Genomic DNA, 18,680 nt, shown 5'->3' with positions numbered 1-18,680 from the left:
CAGGGTGCGAAGCGACACGCAGGCATGACGGAACTGCCTGGCGTGCAGGCATGAGCGCACAGCCCGTCAGGCAGACGGGTCGATGCAGTCGTGACGACGTCGAGCGTCGGGAGAAGCAGAGCTGCGGCAGCGCGCGTGAGGAGAGAACTCGGCCCGCGACGGGGTCAGCGAGGGAGGGAAGGGCCGGTCAGACGGCCCGCTGCCGAGTCAGGCGCAACACGCGGCGGACCACACCCGACCGAAGTCGATGTGATCGCGCGAGACCAAGCGCTGCTGGGCATTCATGCGACTAATTGAGCAGTACATCGTGGTGCCCGTCAAGCAGCGCCCGGATGCCGGACCGTTCGGGACCGGCCCTGTCCGGGGTGCTGTTGACACATCGATGCCCTGGGCACATACGATCGACAGCGGATCGGCCGCCCTGCGCGGCAGCCTCTCCGGCCGCGTTGAGGGACGCGGCGAAAGTGACGACGCCGAGCCCCGGCCGCACCGTACGCACATAGCTCCTGTGCCGTTGCGCTCCCTGCGAGTGCCACCGCGTGGTCACTCACGCCTGCGATCCCCTCCCCCGGAGAGCCTCTCGATGGTCACGCCTTCCGAAGTCACGCCGGCCCCGTCAGCCCCTGCGACGCAACCCCCGAAACGAGCGAGCGCGCCTGGCCCCGACGTGCCGCGGATCGTGCCGCGCCGGCACACCGGCCGGTGGCTGACCGCCGTCGTGGCGCTGCTGCTGTTCGCGATGGTGCTCAATTCCGTCGTCCGCAACGACGCCTTCCAATGGAGCGTGGTGGGCCGGTACTTCACCACCGCCGCCGTGCTCGACGGACTGCTGCTCTCCCTGTGGCTGACCGCCGTGGTGATGGTGCTCGGCTTCCTGCTCGGCACCGTGCTGGCGGTGATGCGGCTGTCGGTCAACCCTGTGCTGCGCACGCTGAGTTGGGGCTATGTGTGGATCTTCCGGTCCACGCCGCTGCTGGTGCAGCTGCTGTTCTGGTTCAACATCGGCGCCCTGTATCCGACGCTGGGCCTCGGCATCCCGTTCGGTCCGCAGTTCCTCACCGTCAAGACGGTCAACCTCCTCGGCCCCACCCTGACCGCCGTCATCGGCCTGACCCTGCACGAGACCGCGTACGCCGCCGAGGTGGTGCGCGGCGGCATCCTCTCCGTGGACGCCGGGCAGACGGAGGCCGCCCAGGCGCTCGGCCTGAGCAGACGCCGCACCCTGCGCCGGATCGTCGTCCCGCAGGCGATGCGCTCCATCGTGCCCACGGCCGGGAACATGCTGATCGGCACCCTCAAGGGCACCAGCATCGTCAGCGTGCTGGCCGTGCACGACCTGCTGTACTCGGTGCAGCTGATCTACAACCAGACCTACCAGGTCATCCCGCTGCTGATGGTCGCCACCCTGTGGTACATCGCGGTCACCACGGTGCTGAGCACGGGCCAGTTCTACGTCGAGCGGTACTACGCGCGCGGAGACTCCCGCGCCCTGCCGCCGACCCCGCTGCAACGGCTTCGCGGCCAACTGACCGCCGTGCGCCGCCGACTGAGCGCGGCCACGGCCGCCGACGCCCACCCGGCGATCGGCGGTGACCGGTGAGCAGCACCCCTTCGCCGGCCGTCCTGGTCGTCGTCGGCGCGGGGCCGCGCACCAGACCTTCCCTATTTCCTATGGAATTACTAGGGAACTCTTGACTGTGTCCACCGGGGGCGCACAGGATGATGAACATGTCCCGTAAGCAGCAACGACTCGTACGTCGTCGGCATGTCGACTTCGGTCACGTCGTCAGTGCCGCCTGCTGCCGCGTGTAAGGCACGCGACTCACCCCTTCGCCCGTGCCGCTCCGCTGCTTCTTTCCCTGGCGATCAGGCGAATTCACCCACTGCGCCGCCTGATAGCCCGACACACTTCTGAGGGACAACCGCCATGACCACGGCACTTCCAGCCCAGGCCACCCCACAGGATCCGCTCCTCTCCGGCACACCCCATCTCCGCCTGGTGGGCGACACCGCTCCGAGAGACACCCAGGGACACACTTCCGCGCCTCTCGTCGGCTACCTCGCGCTCGCCCCCGAGGGCACCGATCCCACCGAGCTCTTCGCCAAGGACAGGCCACGGCCCGAGATCCACCGCGTGCCCGAGCAGCAGGAGAGCCCCACCGCCGCACACTGCGGCCGACCTTGAGGAGACACCTTCCATGGGCCTTGCCTCCGCGCCGTCCCGCCCCGCCTCGCCGTCCGACCGAACCGGGCCCGGCCATGCGCACTGGCTGCGCGTGGCCCGCGAGGCGGCAGACGACCTGGCCACGGACACCGTGGCCAGGGAGCAGGCGGGCAAGGCCCCGATCGACGAGGTGTCCCGGCTGCGCGAGGCGGGGCTGCTGACGCTCCTGACGCCGGCCGATTCCATGGGAGCCGACGCGGACTGGCCCACGGCCTACGCCGTTGTCCGGGAGATCGCCGCGGCCGACGGCGGGATCGGTCAACTGCTCGGCTGTCACTACTTCCTGTCGGGGAGCGCCCGGTTCTTCGCCGGGCCCGCCCTCGCCGCGCAGATGGACGAGCGGTCCGCAGCCGAACAGTGGTGCTGGGGCGGCGGTTTCGCCCGTCAGGAGCCCCCTCTCATGCTGGCCAGGACCTCCAAGGGACTCGTGCTCGACGGTCGGCAGAGCTATACCACCGGGGTCCTGGTCGCCGATCGCCTCGCCGTGCGCGCCGTGCGAGGGGACACGGGTGAGCCACTCGCTGTCGTGGTCGATCCCGCCCGTCGCGGTGTGGCGATCGACGGTGAAGCCGATACTTTCGGCCAGCGGCTCGCGGCCGGCGGCAGCGTGGAGTTCGACAACGTACAGGTGGGTACCGATGACGTGCTCGGCTCCCTGTCCACGGACGAGGACGTGCTGTCGCCCCGGGCCGCCTTGGCATCTCCGGTCGGGCGTCTGTTCTCCGCCCAGCTCCTTCTCGGCATGGCTGAGGGAGTGCTCGCCGAAGCCCGTGAGTACAGCAGGACGGGCTACGCAGCCATGCACCCCGCCTGGCCCGCCGGTACTCCGCACGACCCGCACGTGCAGACCGCCTACGGAGAACTCACCGTCCTCACCCGCTCCGCGTCGGCACTCACCGATCAGGCACTGGAAGCCGTGCGGGGCGGCCTTGAGCGCGGCGAAGGACTCACCTATGACGAGTCCGCGGACATCTCCGCCCTCGTGGCCATGGCCGAAACCGCTGCGGCCAGGGCAGCACAGGAGTCCACCACCCGTGCCCTCGATATCGTCGGCGCCCGCTCCATCTCCGCGCGGCTGGGCTTCGACCGGTTCTGGCGCAATGCCCGCACCCACACCCTGTACGAGCCCGTGCCCCACCGGCTCCGCGACGTCGGGGAGTACTTCCTCAACGGCACCCACCCTCCGTTCGTCCTGCCCGCCTGATCGGGGGGGCGGGGACGTTCAGGGAGACCGATTCCGGAGATCGATTCCGTAGTCCCACCCATGCCTGAGCCGACCGATCTGCTGCCGGGATCCCTCGCTGCCGGGGTGCTCAGCAGCCCCGTGGGGCGGCAGCGGGGAGCACGGCGGCGATACTGGCCGGACATTCGAATCGGAGGCCTGCTGTGACATGGTCAACGGGGCTGGCCGGGCTGGCCGTCGGCCTGCTCATAGCGGTGGTGACCGCGCCGGTGGGGGTATCGGGTGCGGTGTTCCTGCTGCCCGTGCAGTTGAGCGTCCTCGGGGTGCCCAGCCCGGCGGTCACGCCCACCAATCTGCTGTTCAACGTGGTGGCCGGGCCGGGCGCCCTGCTGCGCCACCATCGCGAGGGCCTGCTGTACGGTCCGCTGACGCGCCGCATGGTGACCGGCACTCTGCCCGGGGTGGTGATCGGCGCCGTGATACGGGTCTTCGCCGTACCGGGGGCCACCGTCTTCCGCCTCCTGGTCGCCGCTCTGCTGATGCCACTGGGCCTGTGGCTCATCGGGCGCACCCTCCGGCCCACCCGGCCTGCCCCGACTGCGGAACCCTCGCCCCGGGGCATCACCGGACTGGCCCTGGTCGTCGGGGCCGTCGGTGGGATCTACGGGATCGGCGGAGGATCCATCCTCGGCCCCATACTGGTCGGCCGGGGCATGCCAGTCGCCCGCGTGGCACCGGCCGCCCTCGCCTCCACGTTCACCACCTCGGTGACCGGGGCCGCGGCCTTCGCCCTGCTGTCCCTGACGGGCTCCGGTGACATCGCCCCTGACTGGTACCTCGGTCTGGCCTGCGGCCTCGGCGGACTGATCGGCGGCTACCTCGGGGCACACCTGCAACCTCGTCTGCCCGAAACGGCGCTGCGTCTCCTGCTCGGCGCCCTGGCCACCGCCCTCGGTGCCCTCTACGCCACGCAGTCACTGCGCTGACGGCGGTGACGGCGCAAACGGCAGCCACTGTCGGCTCGTCCCGTTCGACAACCGCCTTACCCAGCGCTACGCCCCCCGACGACCACGGCGACCTGCCACGCCTGCTGCACCGGGTGACTGTCGCGGGCGACGTCCCGGCCGGTGTCGACGGCGCGCGCAGCCACGTCATCGAGGGCGACGACGCCGCCCACTACACCCCGGCCGTAGCCTGACCACCGCACTCGCCACGCGCGGTCTTACGGGATAATGGACGCATGCGGATCTCAGCCAGAGCGGACTACGCGGTACGTGCCGCGCTGCAGCTCGCCGCGTCACGGGATGACGGGCCACTGAAAGCCGAGGCCATCGCCGAGGCCCAGGACATCCCGCACAAGTTCCTCGAAAGCATCCTGAACGACATGCGCCGGGGCGGCCTCGTCCTCAGCCAGCGCGGCGGCAACGGCGGCTACCGGCTGGCCAGACCCGCCGAGTCGATCAGCATCGCCGACGTCATCCGCGTCGTGGAGGGCCCCCTGGTCTCGGTACGCGGGGTTCGCCCGCCCGAGCTGTCCTACACCGGCCCCGCTGAGTCACTGCTCCCCCTGTGGATCGCCCTGCGGTCCAACGTGCGCGAGATCCTTGAGGGCGTGTCGCTCGCCGACGTCGCATCGGCACAACTGCCCGCCGACGTAGCCGCGCTGACCGACGCCCCGAAAGCCTGGGTAAACCCCTGACCCGCTGGACCTTCAACCAAGGGCTTCCAAAGAGCGAGATGGCCGCGTCCATCATATGAACACCCCCTTGGGGTGAACGCCACCTTCTGCCACGATCCCTATCAGCCAGGTAGGAAAACTAGGGATCTGTGGGGGCGGCCATGAGAACGCGCGACCGCGCAGACCTGTCGCTCCCTCTGCTGACCTCGCGCCGCCACATCGACCTCGGCCGCACGTCCAGCGCCATCTGTCGGCCCGCCTGAGGCCGTCGGCAGAACATTTCTCCGTCGGCAGCGCCACGCGCGCCTACCCGTCCCGCTCACCTCCGCTCCCGGACCCACGACGGCATTCCTGCCGCCGAGGGCCGACGAACGGAGCGCAGGCGCATGCCCATGAGATTTGCGCCTCGCGCTTTCGGCATCTCCCTGATCAACCCATTCCCCGAGAGGACACCTCCGTGTCTGCCGCAAGACCGCTCACCGCCCTGCGCACCATCGCCGTCGTAACAGCGCTCCCCATCCTGCTCACCGCCTGCGGCTACGGATCCGACGCCACCGACGACGACAAGCAGACCGAGGTCGCGGCGGACGCCAAAAAGCTCTCCGCCGACGAGGTGAAGATCGGCTACTTCCCCAACCTCACCCACGCCACCGCTCTGGTGGGCGTCCAGCAGGGCCTGTTCCAGAAGGAGCTCGGCGGCACCACGATCAAGGCCTCGACCTTCAACGCCGGCCCCTCCGAGATCGAGGCGCTGAACGCCGGGTCCATCGACATCGGCTGGATCGGCCCCTCCCCCGCCATCAACGGCTACACCAAGTCGAACGGCAAGAACCTGCGCATCGTCGGCGGTTCCGCCTCCGGCGGTGTGAAGCTCGTCGTGAACCCGAAGAAGATCAAGTCCCTGGACGACGTCAAGGGCAAGAAGATCGCCACGCCGCAGCTCGGCAACACCCAGGACGTCGCGTTCCTCAACTGGATCGCCGACCAGGGCTGGAAGGTCGACGCGGAGAGCGGCAAGGGCGACGTCTCCGTCGTCCGTACGGACAACAAGATCACCCCGGACGCCTACAAGTCCGGCTCCATCGACGGTGCCTGGGTGCCGGAGCCGACCGCGTCCAAGCTGGTCGCCGAGGGCGGCAAGGTGCTGCTCGACGAGTCGACGCTGTGGCCCGGCAAGAAGTTCGTGATCACGAACATCATCGTGTCGCAGAAGTTCCTGAAGGAGCACCCGGACGTCGTCGAGGCCGTGTTGCGCGGTTCGGTGAAGACCAATGAGTGGATCAACGCCAACCCGGACAAGGCGAAGGCGTCCGCCAACGCGGCGCTGAAGGAGCTGTCGGGCAAGGCGCTGCCCGCCGAGGTCATCGACCCCGCCTGGAAGTCGGTCACCTTCCTCGACGACCCGCTGGCCTCGACCCTCAACACCGAGGCGGATCACGCGGTGAAGGCCGGCCTGCTGGAGAAGCCCGATCTGAAGGGCATCTACGACCTCACTCTGCTCAACAAGGTCCTCAAGGCCGAGGGCAAGGACGAGGTCGACGACGCCGGTCTCGGCGCCGAGTAGCGACAACCGGACCAGATGAGTCCCCAGGAGGTGACGACCATGGCCACCACGTTCGCCAAGGCTGCCGAGGACGCCACGGCGGTGACGTACGCCGCCCGTATCGAGCATGTCTCGAAGTCCTTCCCCTCGCCGGGCGCGCCCGGCGGACAGCAGCTCGTGCTGGACGACATCACGCTCGATGTCGCACCGGGCGAGTTCGTCACCCTCCTGGGGGCCTCCGGCTGCGGCAAGTCCACTCTGCTCAACCTGATCGCGGGGCTCGACCAGCCGTCCGCCGGCTCCATCGGCACGGACGGCCGGCCCGCCCTGATGTTCCAGGAGCACGCCCTGTTCCCGTGGCTGACCGCGGGCAAGAACATCGAGCTCGCGCTGAAGCTGCGCGGGATCGCGGGGCCCGAGCGCCGGGACGAGGCAGAACGGCTGCTGGAGCTCGTACGGCTGAAGGACGCGTACCGCAAGCGGGTGCACGAACTGTCGGGCGGTATGCGCCAGCGCGTCGCGCTGGCCCGGGCACTGGCCCAGGACAGCCGCCTGCTGCTGATGGACGAACCGTTCGCGGCGCTGGACGCCATCACCCGTGACGTGCTTCACGACGAGCTGACCCGCATCTGGCACGAGACAGGACTGTCGGTGCTGTTCGTCACGCACAACGTGCGCGAGGCGGTGAAGCTGGCGCAGCGGGTGGTGCTGCTGTCCTCACGACCGGGACGGATCGCCCGGGAATGGACCGTCGGCATCCCGCAGCCGCGCCGCATCGAGGACAGCGCGGTCGCCGAGCTGTCCGTGGAGATCACCGAAGAACTGCGTGGGGAGATCCGCCGCCATGGCCAGCACTGACACCGGCGTCGACGCCAAGAAGGACGGCTCATCGGCAGCCGGGGAGTCCCAGGGCATGCAGGACACGCAAGACCTGGCAGGGTTGGAGGCCGGGCTCGACGCGCTGGACTCGGTACAGACCGGCCGTACACCGCTGCGCGAGACCCTGGTAAGCAAAGCACTGCCGCCCATCAGCGCCGTCGCACTGGTGCTGGTGGTCTGGCAGCTGCTGGTGTGGGCCGAGGTCGCCCCCGACTACAAGCTGCCGTCGCCGTCCGCGGTGTGGGAGGAGGTGACCGACGCCTGGCGGCAGGGCACGCTCCTCGACTACATCTGGACATCCGTCTCGCGCGGCCTGCTCGGCTTCCTGATGGCACTCGCCATCGGTACGCCGCTCGGCCTGCTGGTCGCCCGGGTGAAAGTCGTCAGGGCGGCCATCGGCCCCATCCTCTCCGGTCTGCAGTCGCTGCCATCCGTGGCCTGGGTGCCGCCCGCCGTGCTCTGGCTGGGCCTGAACAACTCGATGATGTACGCCGTGATCCTGCTCGGCGCGGTCCCCTCCGTCGCCAACGGCCTCGTCGCGGGCATCGACCAGATCCCACCGCTGTTCCTGCGCGCCGGACGCACCCTGGGCGCGACCGGCCTGCGCGGCGCCTGGCACATCGTGATGCCGGGCGCGCTCCCCGGCTATGTCGCCGGCCTGAAGCAGGGCTGGGCATTCTCCTGGCGCTCCCTGATGGCCGCCGAGATCATCGCCTCCTCACCCGATCTCGGCGTCGGCCTCGGCCAGCTGCTGGAGAACGGCCGCAACAACGCCAGCATCTCGCAGGTGTTCCTGGCCATCTTCCTCATCCTGCTCGTCGGCATCGCCATCGACCTGCTGATCTTCAGTCCGCTGGAGCGGCGGGTGCTGCGCGGGCGGGGCCTGCTGGTCACCCGCTGAACGACGGATCGCAAGCACTACCGCTCCGCCGGATATGCGCCTTCCAGACCCCTTGCGAGGGCTGTCTCGACATGCCGTCGGAGCGATGTCACCAACCCGACCCGGATGGGCACGTCGCGGTTCAGGGCGTGCCATCGCTGCGAGCATGACGATGCTCTGACCAGCTCTTTCGCAGAGACGCTTCCGCCTGACAGAAGCCTCCTTGCGCGACGACCACAGCCGTCAGGAACCTGTTCCCAACCACGGCACGCGGGGCGGCGCAGCCCCGCCGACAGGGATGGGAACCCATGCCTCACATGACCGCCTTCGCCAGGAACCAGTGGTACGTCGCCGCCTACAGTCACGAGGTCGGGCGGGAGTTGCTCGGACGGACGATTCTCGGTGAGACGCTCGTGCTCTACCGGACCGAGGAGGAGGGCACGCCGGTCGTGCTGCACGACCGGTGCGTGCACCGCCGTTATCCGCTGTCGGAGGCGCCGACGCGCCTCGACGGGGACCGGATCGTGTGCGGGTACCACGGGTTCACGTACGACACGACCGGTACGTGCGTGTACGTGCCGGGGCAGAAACGGGTGCCGCGCACCGCCCGGGTCGCCTCCTACCCGGTCGTCGAGCAGGACTCGCTGATCTGGGTGTGGATCGGCGACCCGGCGCTCGCCGACCCGGAGAGCATCCCTCGGGCCAGGCACCTGGACTCCCCCGGCTGGGTCACCGTGCGCGGCATGGAGCCGATCGACTGCGACTACGGTCTGCTCGTCGACAACCTCCTTGACCTGTCCCACGAGACGTATCTGCACGGCGGATACATCGGCACCCCGGAGGTCGCCGAGACGCCGATCACGACGGAGGTCGACGAGGGGGCGGGGATCGTCCGGGTCAGCCGGCACATGGACGACGCCGAATGCCCTCCGTTCTACGCCAGGTCCACCGGCATCGAGGGCCGGATCACCCGTTGGCAGGACATCGAGTACCACGCGCCCTGCCTGTATCTGCTGCACAGCCGTATCGCCCCGGTGGGTGTGCTGCCCGAGGAGGACGGCAGCGACCCGAACGGCTTCCACACCGAGATCACGTACGCGATCACCCCCTCCGGCGACGGCAAGGTGTACGACTTCTGGGCCGTCTCGCGCGACTGGGCGACGGACGACGCCGAGGTCACCGAGTTCCTGCGCGGCAACAACCACACGGTGGTCATGCAGGACGTGACCGCGCTCAACCTGCTGCAGAAGACGCTCGGCACCGAGCGCACCGGTTACCAGGAGCTGAGCATCAACATCGACACCGGCGGCCTGGCCGCCCGCCGGATCCTCGCCCGGCTGGTGGAGCAGGGCGAGAAGCCGGTGGAGAAGGTCCAGTGACCAGGCACCCCGCAGCGGCAGGGCCGCGCGAGATCTACCGCATCGACTGGCTGCCCGGCACCGACGTCCTGCACGGCACCTGCCACTGCGGCCGCGAGCACACCGCGCAGGACCCGGTAGAGATGTGGGAGTGGATGCTCGCCCACCCGCAGGGGCACGCGACCGACGAGCCACGAGGGAACAGTTCATGAGCGCGTACGAAGCCGAACTCGTCGTGGAGGGGCGGGAGTTCGTGGCCGACGGGGTAGTCGCCCTCACTCTGCGCCATCCGCTGGGCGAACCACTTCCGGAGTGGGAACCGGGCGCCCATGTCGACGCCCTGCTCGGCCCCGGTCTGGAGCGGCAGTACTCGCTGTGCGGCGACCCGGCGGACCGGTCGGCCTGGCGGATCGCGGTGCTGCGCGAGCCCGCCGGGCGGGGCGGCTCGGCCCTTGTGCACGAGCAGGTGGGGTTGGGTGACAAGGTCCGGGTGCGCGGGCCCCGGAACAACTTCGGCCTGGAGCCCGCCCCCCGCTACCGCTTCGTCGCCGGCGGCATCGGTATCACCCCGATCCTGCCGATGCTGGCGGCGGCCGACGCCGCGGGAGCGGAGTGGACGCTGCTGTACGGGGGTCGCACCCGCCGGTCGATGGCGTTCGGCGAGGAACTGGTGCGCTATGGGGACCGGGTGACGATCGCGCCCGAGGACGAGACGGGGCTGCTGGACCTGCCCTCGGTGCTGGACGACGTACCCGAGGGCACGCTCGTCTACTGCTGCGGTCCGGGGCCACTGCTGGACGCGGTCGAGGAGCGGTGCCCGTCCGGCGTACTGCGCGTCGAGCGGTTCCGGCCGAAGGAGCAACCGGACGGCACGGACGACGAGTTCGAGGTCGAGCTGTCGCGGAGCGGCCTGACCCTGACCGTCGCGCCGGGCGTTTCCGTGCTGGACACAGTGCGGTCGGCCGGTGTCGAGGTGCTCTACTCCTGCACCGAGGGCACCTGCGGCACCTGTGAGACCGACGTCCTCGACGGCAGCCCGGAGCACCGGGACTCCGTGCTCACTCCCGAGGAGCGGGAGAGCGGCGAGACGATGATGATCTGCGTGTCCCGGTGCCGGGGACGGCGGCTGGTGCTGGACTTGTGATTCGCGGGTCGGACCCGCTGCGGGCGACCGCCGCCGGCAGGTGCCGGAGCAGGTCGCGGCGTACGGAGTCAACCTGTCGTGTCCGCAAGGGCATTGACCATGGATCAGGCGTGGCTCTAGGTTCTCGCTGAGCACGAGCGCGTTGTCTGCGCACAGCCTGTCGGAGCACCAAACCGGTCCCACAGGAGGAGCCATGCGTCGTCGTCCCCTCATCCGTCTCGCGGCCGTGTCCGTCCTGTTCACCGCGGCGGCCTGTGGCTCGTCCGACAAAGGGGGCGCCTCGGACCCGGGCGCCCCGTCCGGCGGAGTGCGGACCGTGAAGGTCGGGCTCATCCCCATTGTCGACGTGGCACCGCTCTACCTCGGCCAGAAGCAGGGCTTCTTCGAGAAGCGGGGCCTGAAGCTGGAGTTCACCACCGCGCAGGGCGGCGCGGCGATCGTGCCGGGCGTGGCGAGCGGTCAGTTCCAGTTCGGGTTCAGCAATGTGACGTCCCTGATGGTGGCTGTGAGCAACGGCGTTCCGGTGCGGGCCGTCGCCAACGGCATCGCCTCGACCGGTGTCGAGGGCAAGGACTTCAGCGCGTTGATGGTCAAGAAGGACAGCGCGATCAAGTCGCCGAAGGAGCTCGAGGGCAAGAAGGTCGCCATCAACACCCTCAAGAACATCAACGAGACGGCCGTACGGGCCTCCGTGCGCAAGGCGGGCGGCGACCCGGACAAGATCGAGTTCGTCGAGCTCGGCTTCGAGCAGATGCCCGCCGCCCTCGACAGCGGCGACATCGACGCCGCGCAGGTGGTCGAGCCCACTCAGGCCACCATCAAGAACCGGGGCGGCCGGGTGATCGCCTCGCCGCTGGTCGACGTCGCGCCGAAGCTCACGGTGGCGATGTACTTCACCTCCACGCAGTACGCGAAGCAGAACCCAGAGGTGGTGAAGCGGTTCCAGGAGGCCACGGCCGAGTCCCTGGCGTACGCCGACGCCCACCCGGACGAAGCCCGCCGGATCGTGACGACCTACACGAAGATCCCCGCGGACGTGCTGGCCCAGGTGACCCTGCCGAGGTGGCCGGCCGAGGCCAACCGGTCCTCGATCGTGGACCTCATGAAGCTCGGCTACGACGACGGCCTCTTCAAGTCGTCGCCGGACATGAACAAACTGCTGCCGTGAAGGGCGTGAACGTCGCCCTAGGTGCGGCCGGGCTCGCGGCCCTCCTCGCGCTGGGCGAGACGGTGCCGCGGCTCGGCCTGGTCGAGGAGGACCACTTCCCGCCGACCAGCCGCATCGCCGGGGCTCTCGCGGACGAGGTCACCGACGCCGCCTTCTGGACGGCGCTCGGCGACACTCTCACCGGCTGGGCGCTGGGACTGGCGATCGCGTCCTGCTCGGGCATCGTGGTCGGTGTCGTCGTCTCGGTCGTGCCGTATCTGAGCCAGGTGACGGCCTCCACCATCGAGTTCCTGCGCCCGATCCCGTCGGTCGCCCTGATACCGCTCGCGGTGCTGCTCTACGGCACCGAACTGCGCTCCGTGCTGCTGCTCGTCGTCTACGCCTCGTTCTGGCAGGTGCTGATCCAGGTCCTGTACGGCGTCCGGGACGTCGATCCGGTCGCCGACGAGACGGCACGGTCGTACGGCCTCGGCACCTGGGCACGGATCAGGCATGTGCTGTGGCCGACGGCACTGCCGTACGTCATGACCGGCGTGCGCCTCGCGGCGGCCGTCGCGCTGATCCTCGCCATCACCGCCGAACTCGTCATCGGGGCACCGGGGCTGGGCAAGCGCATCGGAGTGGCACAGACCTCGCAGGCGGTGCCGGAGATGTACGCGCTGATCGTGGTCACCGGGCTGCTGGGGCTGCTGATCAACGCGGGCGTGCGGGCGGTCGAGCGGCGGGCCCTGGCCTGGCACCAGTCGGTGCGCGGGGAGGTGGCGGTGTGATGGGGGTCCCCTCTGGTCGAGCGGCGTCGAGAGCTTGGGGGCAGGTACTGCTGCGACTGGTGTTCGTCGTCGCGCTGCCGGCGGTGCTGGTCACGGTCTGGTGGGTGGCTTCGGCCGGCAGCACGGACGTGTACTGGCCGCCGCTGCGGAGGATCCTGGAGGCGTTCCCCGAGGTCTGGACAGCCGACCGTCTGAGGGGAGACGTCCTGCCCAGCGTGCTGCGGCTGGGCGGCGGGTACGCCCTGGCGGCCGTCCTCGGCGTGGTGCTCGGCACGGTCATCGGCTCCCACCGGCGGGTGCGGGCGGCGTGCGAGCCGGTGCTGGAGTTCCTGCGGGCGGTGCCGCCGCCGGTGCTGGTGCCGGTCATCATGTTGTTCGCGGGCATCGGCGACACCATGAAGGTCACGGTGATCGCGAGCGGCTGCGTCTGGCCGATCCTGCTCAACACGGTCGAGGGCGTGCGGGCGGTGGACCCGGTGATGGCCGAGACGGCACGGTCCTACGGCATCACGGGCACGGCGCGCCTCAGGCATCTGGTCCTGCGCTCGGCGAGCCCGCAGATCTTCGCGGGCCTTCGCCAGGCCCTGTCCATCGGCATCATCCTCATGGTGATCAGCGAGATGTTCGCCGCGAGCAATGGGATCGGCTTCACCATCGTCCAGTTCCAGCGCAGCTTCGCGATCCCGGACATGTGGACCGGCATCCTCGTGCTGGGTCTGCTCGGCTTCCTGCTGTCGGTGGTCTTCCGGCTGGTCGAGCGGCGGGTGCTCGGCTGGTACCACGGCCTGCGCGCCTCGGCCCGGCGGTCGCCGTGAACCTCGAGAAGGGGCGGTCCATGCTCGACGTACGGGGCCTGAGCAAGGTTTACGAGGGGTCGGGGCGGCGCGTGGAGGCGGTTCGTGACCTCACCTTCACCGTGGAGGCCGGGGAACTGGTCTGTCTCGTGGGCCCGTCGGGCTGCGGCAAGACCACCCTGCTGAAGTGTGTGGGAGGACTGCTCGACGCCACCGGCGGTGAGGTGCTCCTGGAGGGGCGGAAGGTGACCGGTCCGCCGCCCGGGACGGCGTTCGTGTTCCAGGAGTACGGCCGCAGTCTGTTCCCCTGGATGCGGGTCGGTGAGAACGTCGAACTGCCGCTGAAGCAGAAACGGTTGAGCAAGGCGCGGCGCCAGGAGCTGACGCGGGACGCGCTGGAGTCGGTCGGGCTGGCGGACGCCGTGGGGGCCTATCCGTGGCAGCTGTCGGGCGGGATGCAGCAGCGGGTCGCCATCGCCCGGGCGCTGGCGTACGAGCCGCGGGTCCTGCTGATGGACGAGCCGTTCGCGGCGGTGGACGCGCAGACGCGGGCCGATCTGGAGGACCTGGTCCGGGGGTTGTGGCGGGAGCGCGGCATCACGATCCTGTTCGTCACCCACGACATCGACGAGGCCGTGTACCTGGGCGAGCGGGTGATCGTGCTGTCCGCCTCCCCCACCGTCGTCCGGGAGCAGCTGAAGGTCGATCTGCCCGCCGAGCGGGACCAGTTGCACACGCGCGTGGACCCGCGCTTCGCCGGGCTGCGTACTCATGTGTACGAGCAGATCCGGGCGGCGAAGCGCGAGCTGCGGCCGGACGCGGTCCCGGAGCCGGATCCGCCTCCGTCTCACTGAACCGCCGCCCACAGCCCCCGGACATGCCCCAGGTGCCGCGTCATCACCGCCCGCACGGCTTCCTCGTCCCGGGCGAGCAGCGCGTCGAGGATCTCCAGGTGTTCCTTCGCCGACGTCTCCAGCCGCCCCTGTGCGGCGAGCGCGGTGAGCCCGTACAGCCGGGAGCGGCGTCTGAGGTCCCGTACGACCTCGACCAGGTGGCCGTTGCCGGCGAGGGTGAGCAGGCCGAGGTGGAAGCGCAGGTCGGCTTCGACGTACGCGATGAGGTCGCCGGCCGCGGCGGAGGTGACGATCTCCTGGGCCACCGGGCGGAGCGCCTCCAGCGCAGCCGGGTCGGCCGTGACCGCGAGGCCCGCCGTCGTCGGGATCTCGATCAGTGAACGGATGTGGGTGTACTCGTCGAGCTGCTTCTCGGAGACGGCGGTGACCCGGAAGCCCTTGTTGGGCACGGTGGCGACCAGGCCCTCCTTGGCGAGGTCGAGCATGGCCTCGCGCACGGGGGTGGCGGAGACGCCGAATCGGGCGGCGAGGCCGGGAGCCGAATAGACCTCGCCGGGGCGCAGTTCCCCGGTGATCAGGGCGGCCCGCAGCGCGTCCGCGACCCGCTCCCGGTGGCTGGGCTTCCTGCTGCCCAGCACGGGCAGGGCGGGGGTGTGCTGCGGGGCCATGGCGGTCGCAGTTCCTCTCTGGTGCACGGGCTTCGGCTCACAGGACGAACCCCGCCGGGAACGGGTCCTCGGGGTCCAGCAGGTACTGGGCGGTGCCGGTGATCCAGGCGCGTCCGGTGAAGCTGGGCAGCACGGCCGGGCGGCCGGCCACCTCGGTGGTGCCGAGCAGTCTGCCGGTGAACCGGGTGCCGATGAAGGACTCGTTCACGAACTCGGTGTGCAGCGGGAGCTCGCCGCGCGCGTGCAACTGTGCCATGCGGGCGCTGGTGCCCGTGCCGCAGGGCGAGCGGTCGAACCAGCCGGGGTGGATGGCCATGGCGTGCCGGGAGTGGCGGGCAGTGGAGCCGGGCGCGGCCAGGTACACGTGGTGGAGGCCGTGGATGGACGGGTCCTCCGGGTGGACGGGCGGCTCGTCGGCGTTGACGGCGGCCATGAGGGACAGGCCCGCCTGAAGGATCTCGTCCTTGCGGGACCGGTCGAAGGGCAGGCCGAACCGCTCCAGCGCCAGGATGGCGTAGAAGTTGCCGCCGAAGGCGAGGTCGTACGTCACCGTCCGGCCGTCGGGGAGGGTGGCCTCGCGGTCCAGGCCGACGGCGAAGGAGGGCACGTTCCGGAGCGTCACGGCCTTCGCGGCGCCGCCCTCGACCGCCACTTCGGCGACGACCGGACCGGCCGGGGTGTCGAGGCGGATCGTGGTGACCGGTTCGACGACGTCGACCATGCCGGTCTCGACGAGCACGGTCGCCACGCCGATGGTGCCGTGCCCGCACATCGGCAGATAGCCGGAGACCTCGATGTAGAGGACGCCCCAGTCGCAGTCGGCCCTGGTCGGGGGCTGGAGGATCGCACCGCTCATGGCGGAGTGGCCGCGCGGCTCGTTCATCAGCAACCGCTTGATGTCGTCGCGGTGTTCGCGGAAGTACAGCCGCCGCTCGTTCATGGTGGCGCCGGGGACGGTGCCGATGCCGCCGGTGATCACGCGGGTCGGCATGCCCCCGGTGTGGGAGTCGACGGCGTGCAGGACGAGTCCGCTGCGCATGGCCGCTACGCCAGTCCGGCCGCGACGGCCTTCTCGGTGGCGGCCCGGACGGCGGCCTCCTGCTCGGGCAGCAGCGGCATGCGCGGGGGGCGGCACGGGCCGCCGTGCCGGCCGACGACGTCCATCGACAGCTTGATGGCCTGGACGAACTCCACCCGTGAGTCCCACCGCAGCAGCGGGTGCAACTGCTGGTACAGGGACCGCGCGGTGTCGAGGTCGCCGCCGACGGCCGCGTGGTACAGCTCGACCGACGCCTGCGGAAGCGCGTTCGGGTATCCGGCCACCCAGCCCTTGGCGCCCGCGAGGGCCAGCTCCAGCAGGACGTCGTCCGCGCCGATCAACAGGTCCAGCTCGGGGGCGAGTTCGGCGATCCGGTAGGCCCGGCGTACGTCCCCGGAGAACTCCTTCACGCCCTGGATGTACCCCTCGCCGTGCAGCCGGGCGAGCAGCTCCGGTACCAGGTCGACCTTGGTGTCGATCGGGTTGTTGTACGCGACGACCGGCAGGCCGGCCTCGGCGACCTCGGCGTAGTGGGCGAGGACGGACCGCTCGTCGGCGCGGTAGGCGTTCGGCGGCAGCAGCATCACGGCCCCGCAGCCCGCCTCGCCCGCCTGTTCGGCCCAGCGCCGCGCCTCGGCGGAGCCGTAGGCGGCGACGCCGGGCATGACGCGCTGTCCGCCGATCGCGGCCACGGCCGTTTCGACGACCCGGGCGCGCTCCTTGGGGGTGAGCACCTGGTACTCGCCGAGGGAGCCGTTCGGCACGACGCCGTCGCAGCCGTTCTCGACCAGCCAGGCGCAGTGCTCGGCGTACGTGTCGTAGTTCACGCAGAGGTCGTCGTCCATCGGGAGCGCGGTGGCGACGAGGACGCCGCGCCAGGGGCGGTGATCGGTCATGACAGTCCCTCCTGGGGGTGTTGCCGGGCGAGGACGCCGAGCGGCACGGGACGGGCGAACGGCCTTCTGGTCGGGGTGGGTTCGCAGCCGGCGAGACCCGCGACCGCGCCGCCGCACATCCGGCCCTGGCACCAGCCCATCCCGGCCCGGGTCAGCAGTTTCACGGTGCGCGCGTCGCCCGCTCCGAGGTCCAGGGCGTCGCGCACGGCACCGGCGGTGACCTCCTCGCAGCGGCAGACCACGGTGTCGTCGGTGATCTGTTCGGTCCAGTGCGGGGGCGGCACACAGGCGGCTTCGAGGGCTGCGGCGGATCTCCGGTGCCCGGTACGGGCCTTGAGGGCGGCGGGGGCCGGGGCAGGGGTGGTGCCGTGCAGGTGCGCGGCGGCGGAGCACCCGGCGATGTGTCCCTCGGCGAGGGCCAGGGCCGCGCCGCCGATGCCGGTGGCCTCGCCGGCCGCCCACACGCCGGGCACGTCCGTGCGCTGCTCGGTGTCGACGGCCACCGCGAGCCCGTCGAGGCGGCACCCGAGGCCGTCCGCCAGGTCGGTGTGCGGGAGCATGCCGTGTCCGACGGCGAGGGTGTCGCAGGGCAGGTGCCGTTCGGTGCCGGACCGGACGCGTCCGCCGCTGCCGAGGGCGGCGACCGTGACGCCGGTCAGCCGGTCGTCGCCGTGGGCGCGGACGACGGTGTGACGGGCCAGGAACGGCACGCGGTGGCGCAGCAGGCGGGCGGCGTATCCGGCGGCCTCCGGGATCTTGCCGGCCAGGGCCCGGCCGTGGCGTGCCAGGCGCGCCGGGCCGGTGGACTCGACGAGCGCGGCGACCTCGACGCCGGCCGCGGCCAGCCCGGTCGCCACGGGCAGCAGCAGCGGCCCGGTCCCGGCCACGACCGCCCTGCGTCCTGGCACCACGAGCCCGCCCTTGAGCATGGCCTGGGCGCCCCCGGCGGTGACGACGCCCGGGAGGGTCCAGCCGGGGAAGGGCAGCACCTGCTCGTGACCGCCGGTGGCCAGGAGAACGGCACGGGCGTGCACCTCCGCCGGTTCCTCCTGCTCAGGTCCGAGCAGCGCGTGCACGGTGAAACCGCCGGATGTCCGCTCGGCACACCACACGTGGTGTTCCGTCAGGACGCGTACGGGGCCGGCGGCGAGCCCGTCCCGCAGCCGCTCCCAGGTCCGCCACCGGTGGTGCAGCGCCTGGGGCCGCCCGGCCCCGAGACCGGCGGCGGGCTGCCGGTAGAACTGCCCGCCGGCCTCCGTCGCCCCGTCCACGAGCACGACTCCGACGCCGCGTGCGGACGCCGCCAGCGACGCGGCAAGCCCGGCGGGTCCGGCGCCGATCACGACCAGGTCAGTCCGCACGGCCGTCCCCCTCATCACCCGTACCCGCGGTGCGTGTTCCGTCGCCGGTCACTCCCTCGCGGCCACGCCCCTCGAGGCCCACACGGTCACGATCGGTGTCCTTGCCGCCCATGTCCTCACGGCCCGCTCCCCCGGGACGCAGGGGCCCGCGCCCCGTTGCCTCGCACCCCGCCTCGCGCCCCGCCTGCTCGCGCCCCGCCCCCTTGTGCCCCGCCCCCTTGTGCCCCGCCCCCTTGTGCCC

Annotated in this window: 20 protein-coding genes and 2 pseudogenes; 17 read left to right on the top strand and 5 right to left on the bottom strand. The window is 70.8% G+C overall.

All coding sequences use genetic code 11. The features are described 5' to 3' along the window. Positions 1-583 precede the first annotated feature (583 nt). From IE97_RS0122190 to IE97_RS0122115, 17 genes and pseudogenes are all read left to right on the top strand, one after another. Complete coding sequence (locus IE97_RS0122190) at positions 584-1,600, top strand: amino acid ABC transporter permease (RefSeq protein WP_030243370.1); 1,017 nt, start codon at positions 584-586, stop codon at positions 1,598-1,600. A gap of 327 nt (positions 1,601-1,927) precedes the next feature. After that, the gene (locus IE97_RS0122185; RefSeq protein ID WP_051705073.1) at positions 1,928-2,185 is read left to right on the top strand and encodes a hypothetical protein; all 258 of its coding nucleotides are present in this window, start codon (positions 1,928-1,930) and stop codon (positions 2,183-2,185) included. 13 nt (positions 2,186-2,198) lie between these two features. Further along, entirely contained in the window at positions 2,199-3,428 is a 1,230-nt protein-coding gene (locus tag IE97_RS0122180; RefSeq protein WP_030243368.1) for an acyl-CoA dehydrogenase family protein, read from the top strand. 182 nt (positions 3,429-3,610) lie between these two features. Further along, a complete protein-coding gene (locus tag IE97_RS0122175) occupies positions 3,611-4,393 on the top strand; it encodes a sulfite exporter TauE/SafE family protein (protein ID WP_030243365.1) in 783 nt (260 codons plus the stop codon). Positions 4,394-4,427: 34 nt separating this feature from the next. After that, positions 4,428-4,605: pseudogene (locus IE97_RS40640) on the top strand (TauD/TfdA family dioxygenase); the annotation flags it as partial. Positions 4,606-4,647: 42 nt separating this feature from the next. After that, positions 4,648-5,106, top strand: coding sequence for an RrF2 family transcriptional regulator (locus IE97_RS0122165; protein ID WP_030243362.1), 459 nt, complete (start codon positions 4,648-4,650; stop codon positions 5,104-5,106). Positions 5,107-5,246: 140 nt separating this feature from the next. Beyond that, positions 5,247-5,348 carry a putative leader peptide gene (locus tag IE97_RS43820; protein WP_420706123.1) on the top strand — a complete coding sequence of 34 codons (102 nt, stop codon included), beginning with the start codon at positions 5,247-5,249 and terminating at the stop codon, positions 5,346-5,348. Positions 5,349-5,542: 194 nt separating this feature from the next. Continuing rightward, a complete protein-coding gene (locus IE97_RS0122160) occupies positions 5,543-6,649 on the top strand; it encodes an aliphatic sulfonate ABC transporter substrate-binding protein (RefSeq protein ID WP_030243359.1) in 1,107 nt (368 codons plus the stop codon). 39 nt (positions 6,650-6,688) lie between these two features. Continuing rightward, positions 6,689-7,486, top strand: a complete 798-nt coding sequence (locus IE97_RS0122155; RefSeq protein WP_030243355.1) for an ABC transporter ATP-binding protein — start codon at positions 6,689-6,691, stop codon at positions 7,484-7,486. Continuing rightward, complete coding sequence (locus IE97_RS0122150; protein WP_030243353.1) at positions 7,473-8,408, top strand: ABC transporter permease; 936 nt, start codon at positions 7,473-7,475, stop codon at positions 8,406-8,408. The genes IE97_RS0122155 and IE97_RS0122150 overlap by 14 nt, the downstream gene beginning before the upstream one ends. 287 nt (positions 8,409-8,695) lie before the next feature. After that, positions 8,696-9,766, top strand: coding sequence for an aromatic ring-hydroxylating dioxygenase subunit alpha (locus IE97_RS0122145; RefSeq protein WP_030243351.1), 1,071 nt, complete (start codon positions 8,696-8,698; stop codon positions 9,764-9,766). Next, positions 9,763-9,957: a hypothetical protein gene (locus IE97_RS0122140; RefSeq protein WP_030243348.1), complete on the top strand. Its 195-nt coding sequence runs from the start codon at positions 9,763-9,765 to the stop codon at positions 9,955-9,957. The genes IE97_RS0122145 and IE97_RS0122140 overlap by 4 nt, the downstream gene beginning before the upstream one ends. Continuing rightward, positions 9,954-10,889 carry a PDR/VanB family oxidoreductase gene (locus IE97_RS0122135; RefSeq protein ID WP_030243346.1) on the top strand — a complete coding sequence of 312 codons (936 nt, stop codon included), beginning with the start codon at positions 9,954-9,956 and terminating at the stop codon, positions 10,887-10,889. Before IE97_RS0122140 ends, IE97_RS0122135 begins: the two co-directional genes overlap by 4 nt. Positions 10,890-11,082: 193 nt before the next feature. Beyond that, positions 11,083-12,057, top strand: a complete 975-nt coding sequence (locus IE97_RS0122130; protein WP_030243344.1) for an ABC transporter substrate-binding protein — start codon at positions 11,083-11,085, stop codon at positions 12,055-12,057. Beyond that, positions 12,054-12,827: an ABC transporter permease gene (locus IE97_RS0122125; protein WP_030243341.1), complete on the top strand. Its 774-nt coding sequence runs from the start codon at positions 12,054-12,056 to the stop codon at positions 12,825-12,827. Before IE97_RS0122130 ends, IE97_RS0122125 begins: the two co-directional genes overlap by 4 nt. Continuing rightward, positions 12,827-13,642, top strand: coding sequence for an ABC transporter permease (locus IE97_RS0122120; protein ID WP_051705072.1), 816 nt, complete (start codon positions 12,827-12,829; stop codon positions 13,640-13,642). The genes IE97_RS0122125 and IE97_RS0122120 overlap by 1 nt, the downstream gene beginning before the upstream one ends. A gap of 20 nt (positions 13,643-13,662) precedes the next feature. Beyond that, positions 13,663-14,475, top strand: a complete 813-nt coding sequence (locus tag IE97_RS0122115) for an ABC transporter ATP-binding protein (RefSeq protein ID WP_030243336.1) — start codon at positions 13,663-13,665, stop codon at positions 14,473-14,475. Here IE97_RS0122115 and IE97_RS0122110 read toward each other — a convergent pair. From IE97_RS0122110 to IE97_RS43120, 5 genes and pseudogenes are all read right to left on the bottom strand, one after another. Continuing rightward, complete coding sequence (locus IE97_RS0122110; protein ID WP_030243333.1) at positions 14,469-15,143, bottom strand: GntR family transcriptional regulator; 675 nt, start codon at positions 15,141-15,143, stop codon at positions 14,469-14,471. The two genes, IE97_RS0122115 and IE97_RS0122110, sit on opposite strands and share 7 nt — an antisense overlap. A gap of 37 nt (positions 15,144-15,180) precedes the next feature. Further along, on the bottom strand, positions 15,181-16,182 hold the full coding sequence (locus IE97_RS0122105) for a proline racemase family protein (protein ID WP_030243331.1): 1,002 nt from the start codon (positions 16,180-16,182) through the stop codon (positions 15,181-15,183). A 5-nt stretch (positions 16,183-16,187) separates the two neighbouring features. After that, positions 16,188-17,078, bottom strand: a complete 891-nt coding sequence (locus IE97_RS0122100) for a dihydrodipicolinate synthase family protein (protein WP_030243329.1) — start codon at positions 17,076-17,078, stop codon at positions 16,188-16,190. After that, positions 17,075-18,454, bottom strand: a complete 1,380-nt coding sequence (locus IE97_RS0122095; protein ID WP_030243327.1) for an NAD(P)/FAD-dependent oxidoreductase — start codon at positions 18,452-18,454, stop codon at positions 17,075-17,077. The genes IE97_RS0122100 and IE97_RS0122095 overlap by 4 nt, the downstream gene beginning before the upstream one ends. Beyond that, a pseudogene (locus IE97_RS43120) lies at positions 18,429-18,680 on the bottom strand (hypothetical protein); the annotation flags it as partial. The gene IE97_RS0122095 and the pseudogene IE97_RS43120, both read right to left, overlap by 26 nt.

Origin of the sequence: Streptomyces sp. NRRL S-455 (assembly GCF_000717875.1) — a bacterium.
In the GTDB taxonomy this organism is placed as follows: Bacteria; Actinomycetota; Actinomycetes; order Streptomycetales; family Streptomycetaceae; genus Streptomyces.
The sequence above is the reverse complement of the archived record's forward strand: the minus strand, read 5'-3'. Positions and strand labels throughout refer to the sequence as shown.

What these genes read in the sequence shown, in the direction of transcription:
- IE97_RS0122110 (WP_030243333.1), bottom strand. Translation starts at nt 15,143, where the DNA reads ATGGCCCCGCAGCACACCCCCGCCCTGCCCGTGCTGGGCAGCAGGAAG.
- IE97_RS0122135 (WP_030243346.1), top strand. Translation starts at nt 9,954, where the DNA reads ATGAGCGCGTACGAAGCCGAACTCGTCGTGGAGGGGCGGGAGTTCGTG.
- IE97_RS0122180 (WP_030243368.1), top strand. Translation starts at nt 2,199, where the DNA reads ATGGGCCTTGCCTCCGCGCCGTCCCGCCCCGCCTCGCCGTCCGACCGA.
- IE97_RS0122095 (WP_030243327.1), bottom strand. Translation starts at nt 18,454, where the DNA reads ATGAGGGGGACGGCCGTGCGGACTGACCTGGTCGTGATCGGCGCCGGA.
- IE97_RS43820 (WP_420706123.1), top strand. Translation starts at nt 5,247, where the DNA reads ATGAGAACGCGCGACCGCGCAGACCTGTCGCTCCCTCTGCTGACCTCG.
- IE97_RS0122105 (WP_030243331.1), bottom strand. Translation starts at nt 16,182, where the DNA reads ATGCGCAGCGGACTCGTCCTGCACGCCGTCGACTCCCACACCGGGGGC.
- IE97_RS0122100 (WP_030243329.1), bottom strand. Translation starts at nt 17,078, where the DNA reads ATGACCGATCACCGCCCCTGGCGCGGCGTCCTCGTCGCCACCGCGCTC.
- IE97_RS0122150 (WP_030243353.1), top strand. Translation starts at nt 7,473, where the DNA reads ATGGCCAGCACTGACACCGGCGTCGACGCCAAGAAGGACGGCTCATCG.
- IE97_RS0122190 (WP_030243370.1), top strand. Translation starts at nt 584, where the DNA reads ATGGTCACGCCTTCCGAAGTCACGCCGGCCCCGTCAGCCCCTGCGACG.
- IE97_RS0122120 (WP_051705072.1), top strand. Translation starts at nt 12,827, where the DNA reads ATGGGGGTCCCCTCTGGTCGAGCGGCGTCGAGAGCTTGGGGGCAGGTA.
- IE97_RS0122155 (WP_030243355.1), top strand. Translation starts at nt 6,689, where the DNA reads ATGGCCACCACGTTCGCCAAGGCTGCCGAGGACGCCACGGCGGTGACG.
- IE97_RS0122145 (WP_030243351.1), top strand. Translation starts at nt 8,696, where the DNA reads ATGCCTCACATGACCGCCTTCGCCAGGAACCAGTGGTACGTCGCCGCC.
- IE97_RS0122185 (WP_051705073.1), top strand. Translation starts at nt 1,928, where the DNA reads ATGACCACGGCACTTCCAGCCCAGGCCACCCCACAGGATCCGCTCCTC.
- IE97_RS0122130 (WP_030243344.1), top strand. Translation starts at nt 11,083, where the DNA reads ATGCGTCGTCGTCCCCTCATCCGTCTCGCGGCCGTGTCCGTCCTGTTC.
- IE97_RS0122165 (WP_030243362.1), top strand. Translation starts at nt 4,648, where the DNA reads ATGCGGATCTCAGCCAGAGCGGACTACGCGGTACGTGCCGCGCTGCAG.
- IE97_RS0122115 (WP_030243336.1), top strand. Translation starts at nt 13,663, where the DNA reads ATGCTCGACGTACGGGGCCTGAGCAAGGTTTACGAGGGGTCGGGGCGG.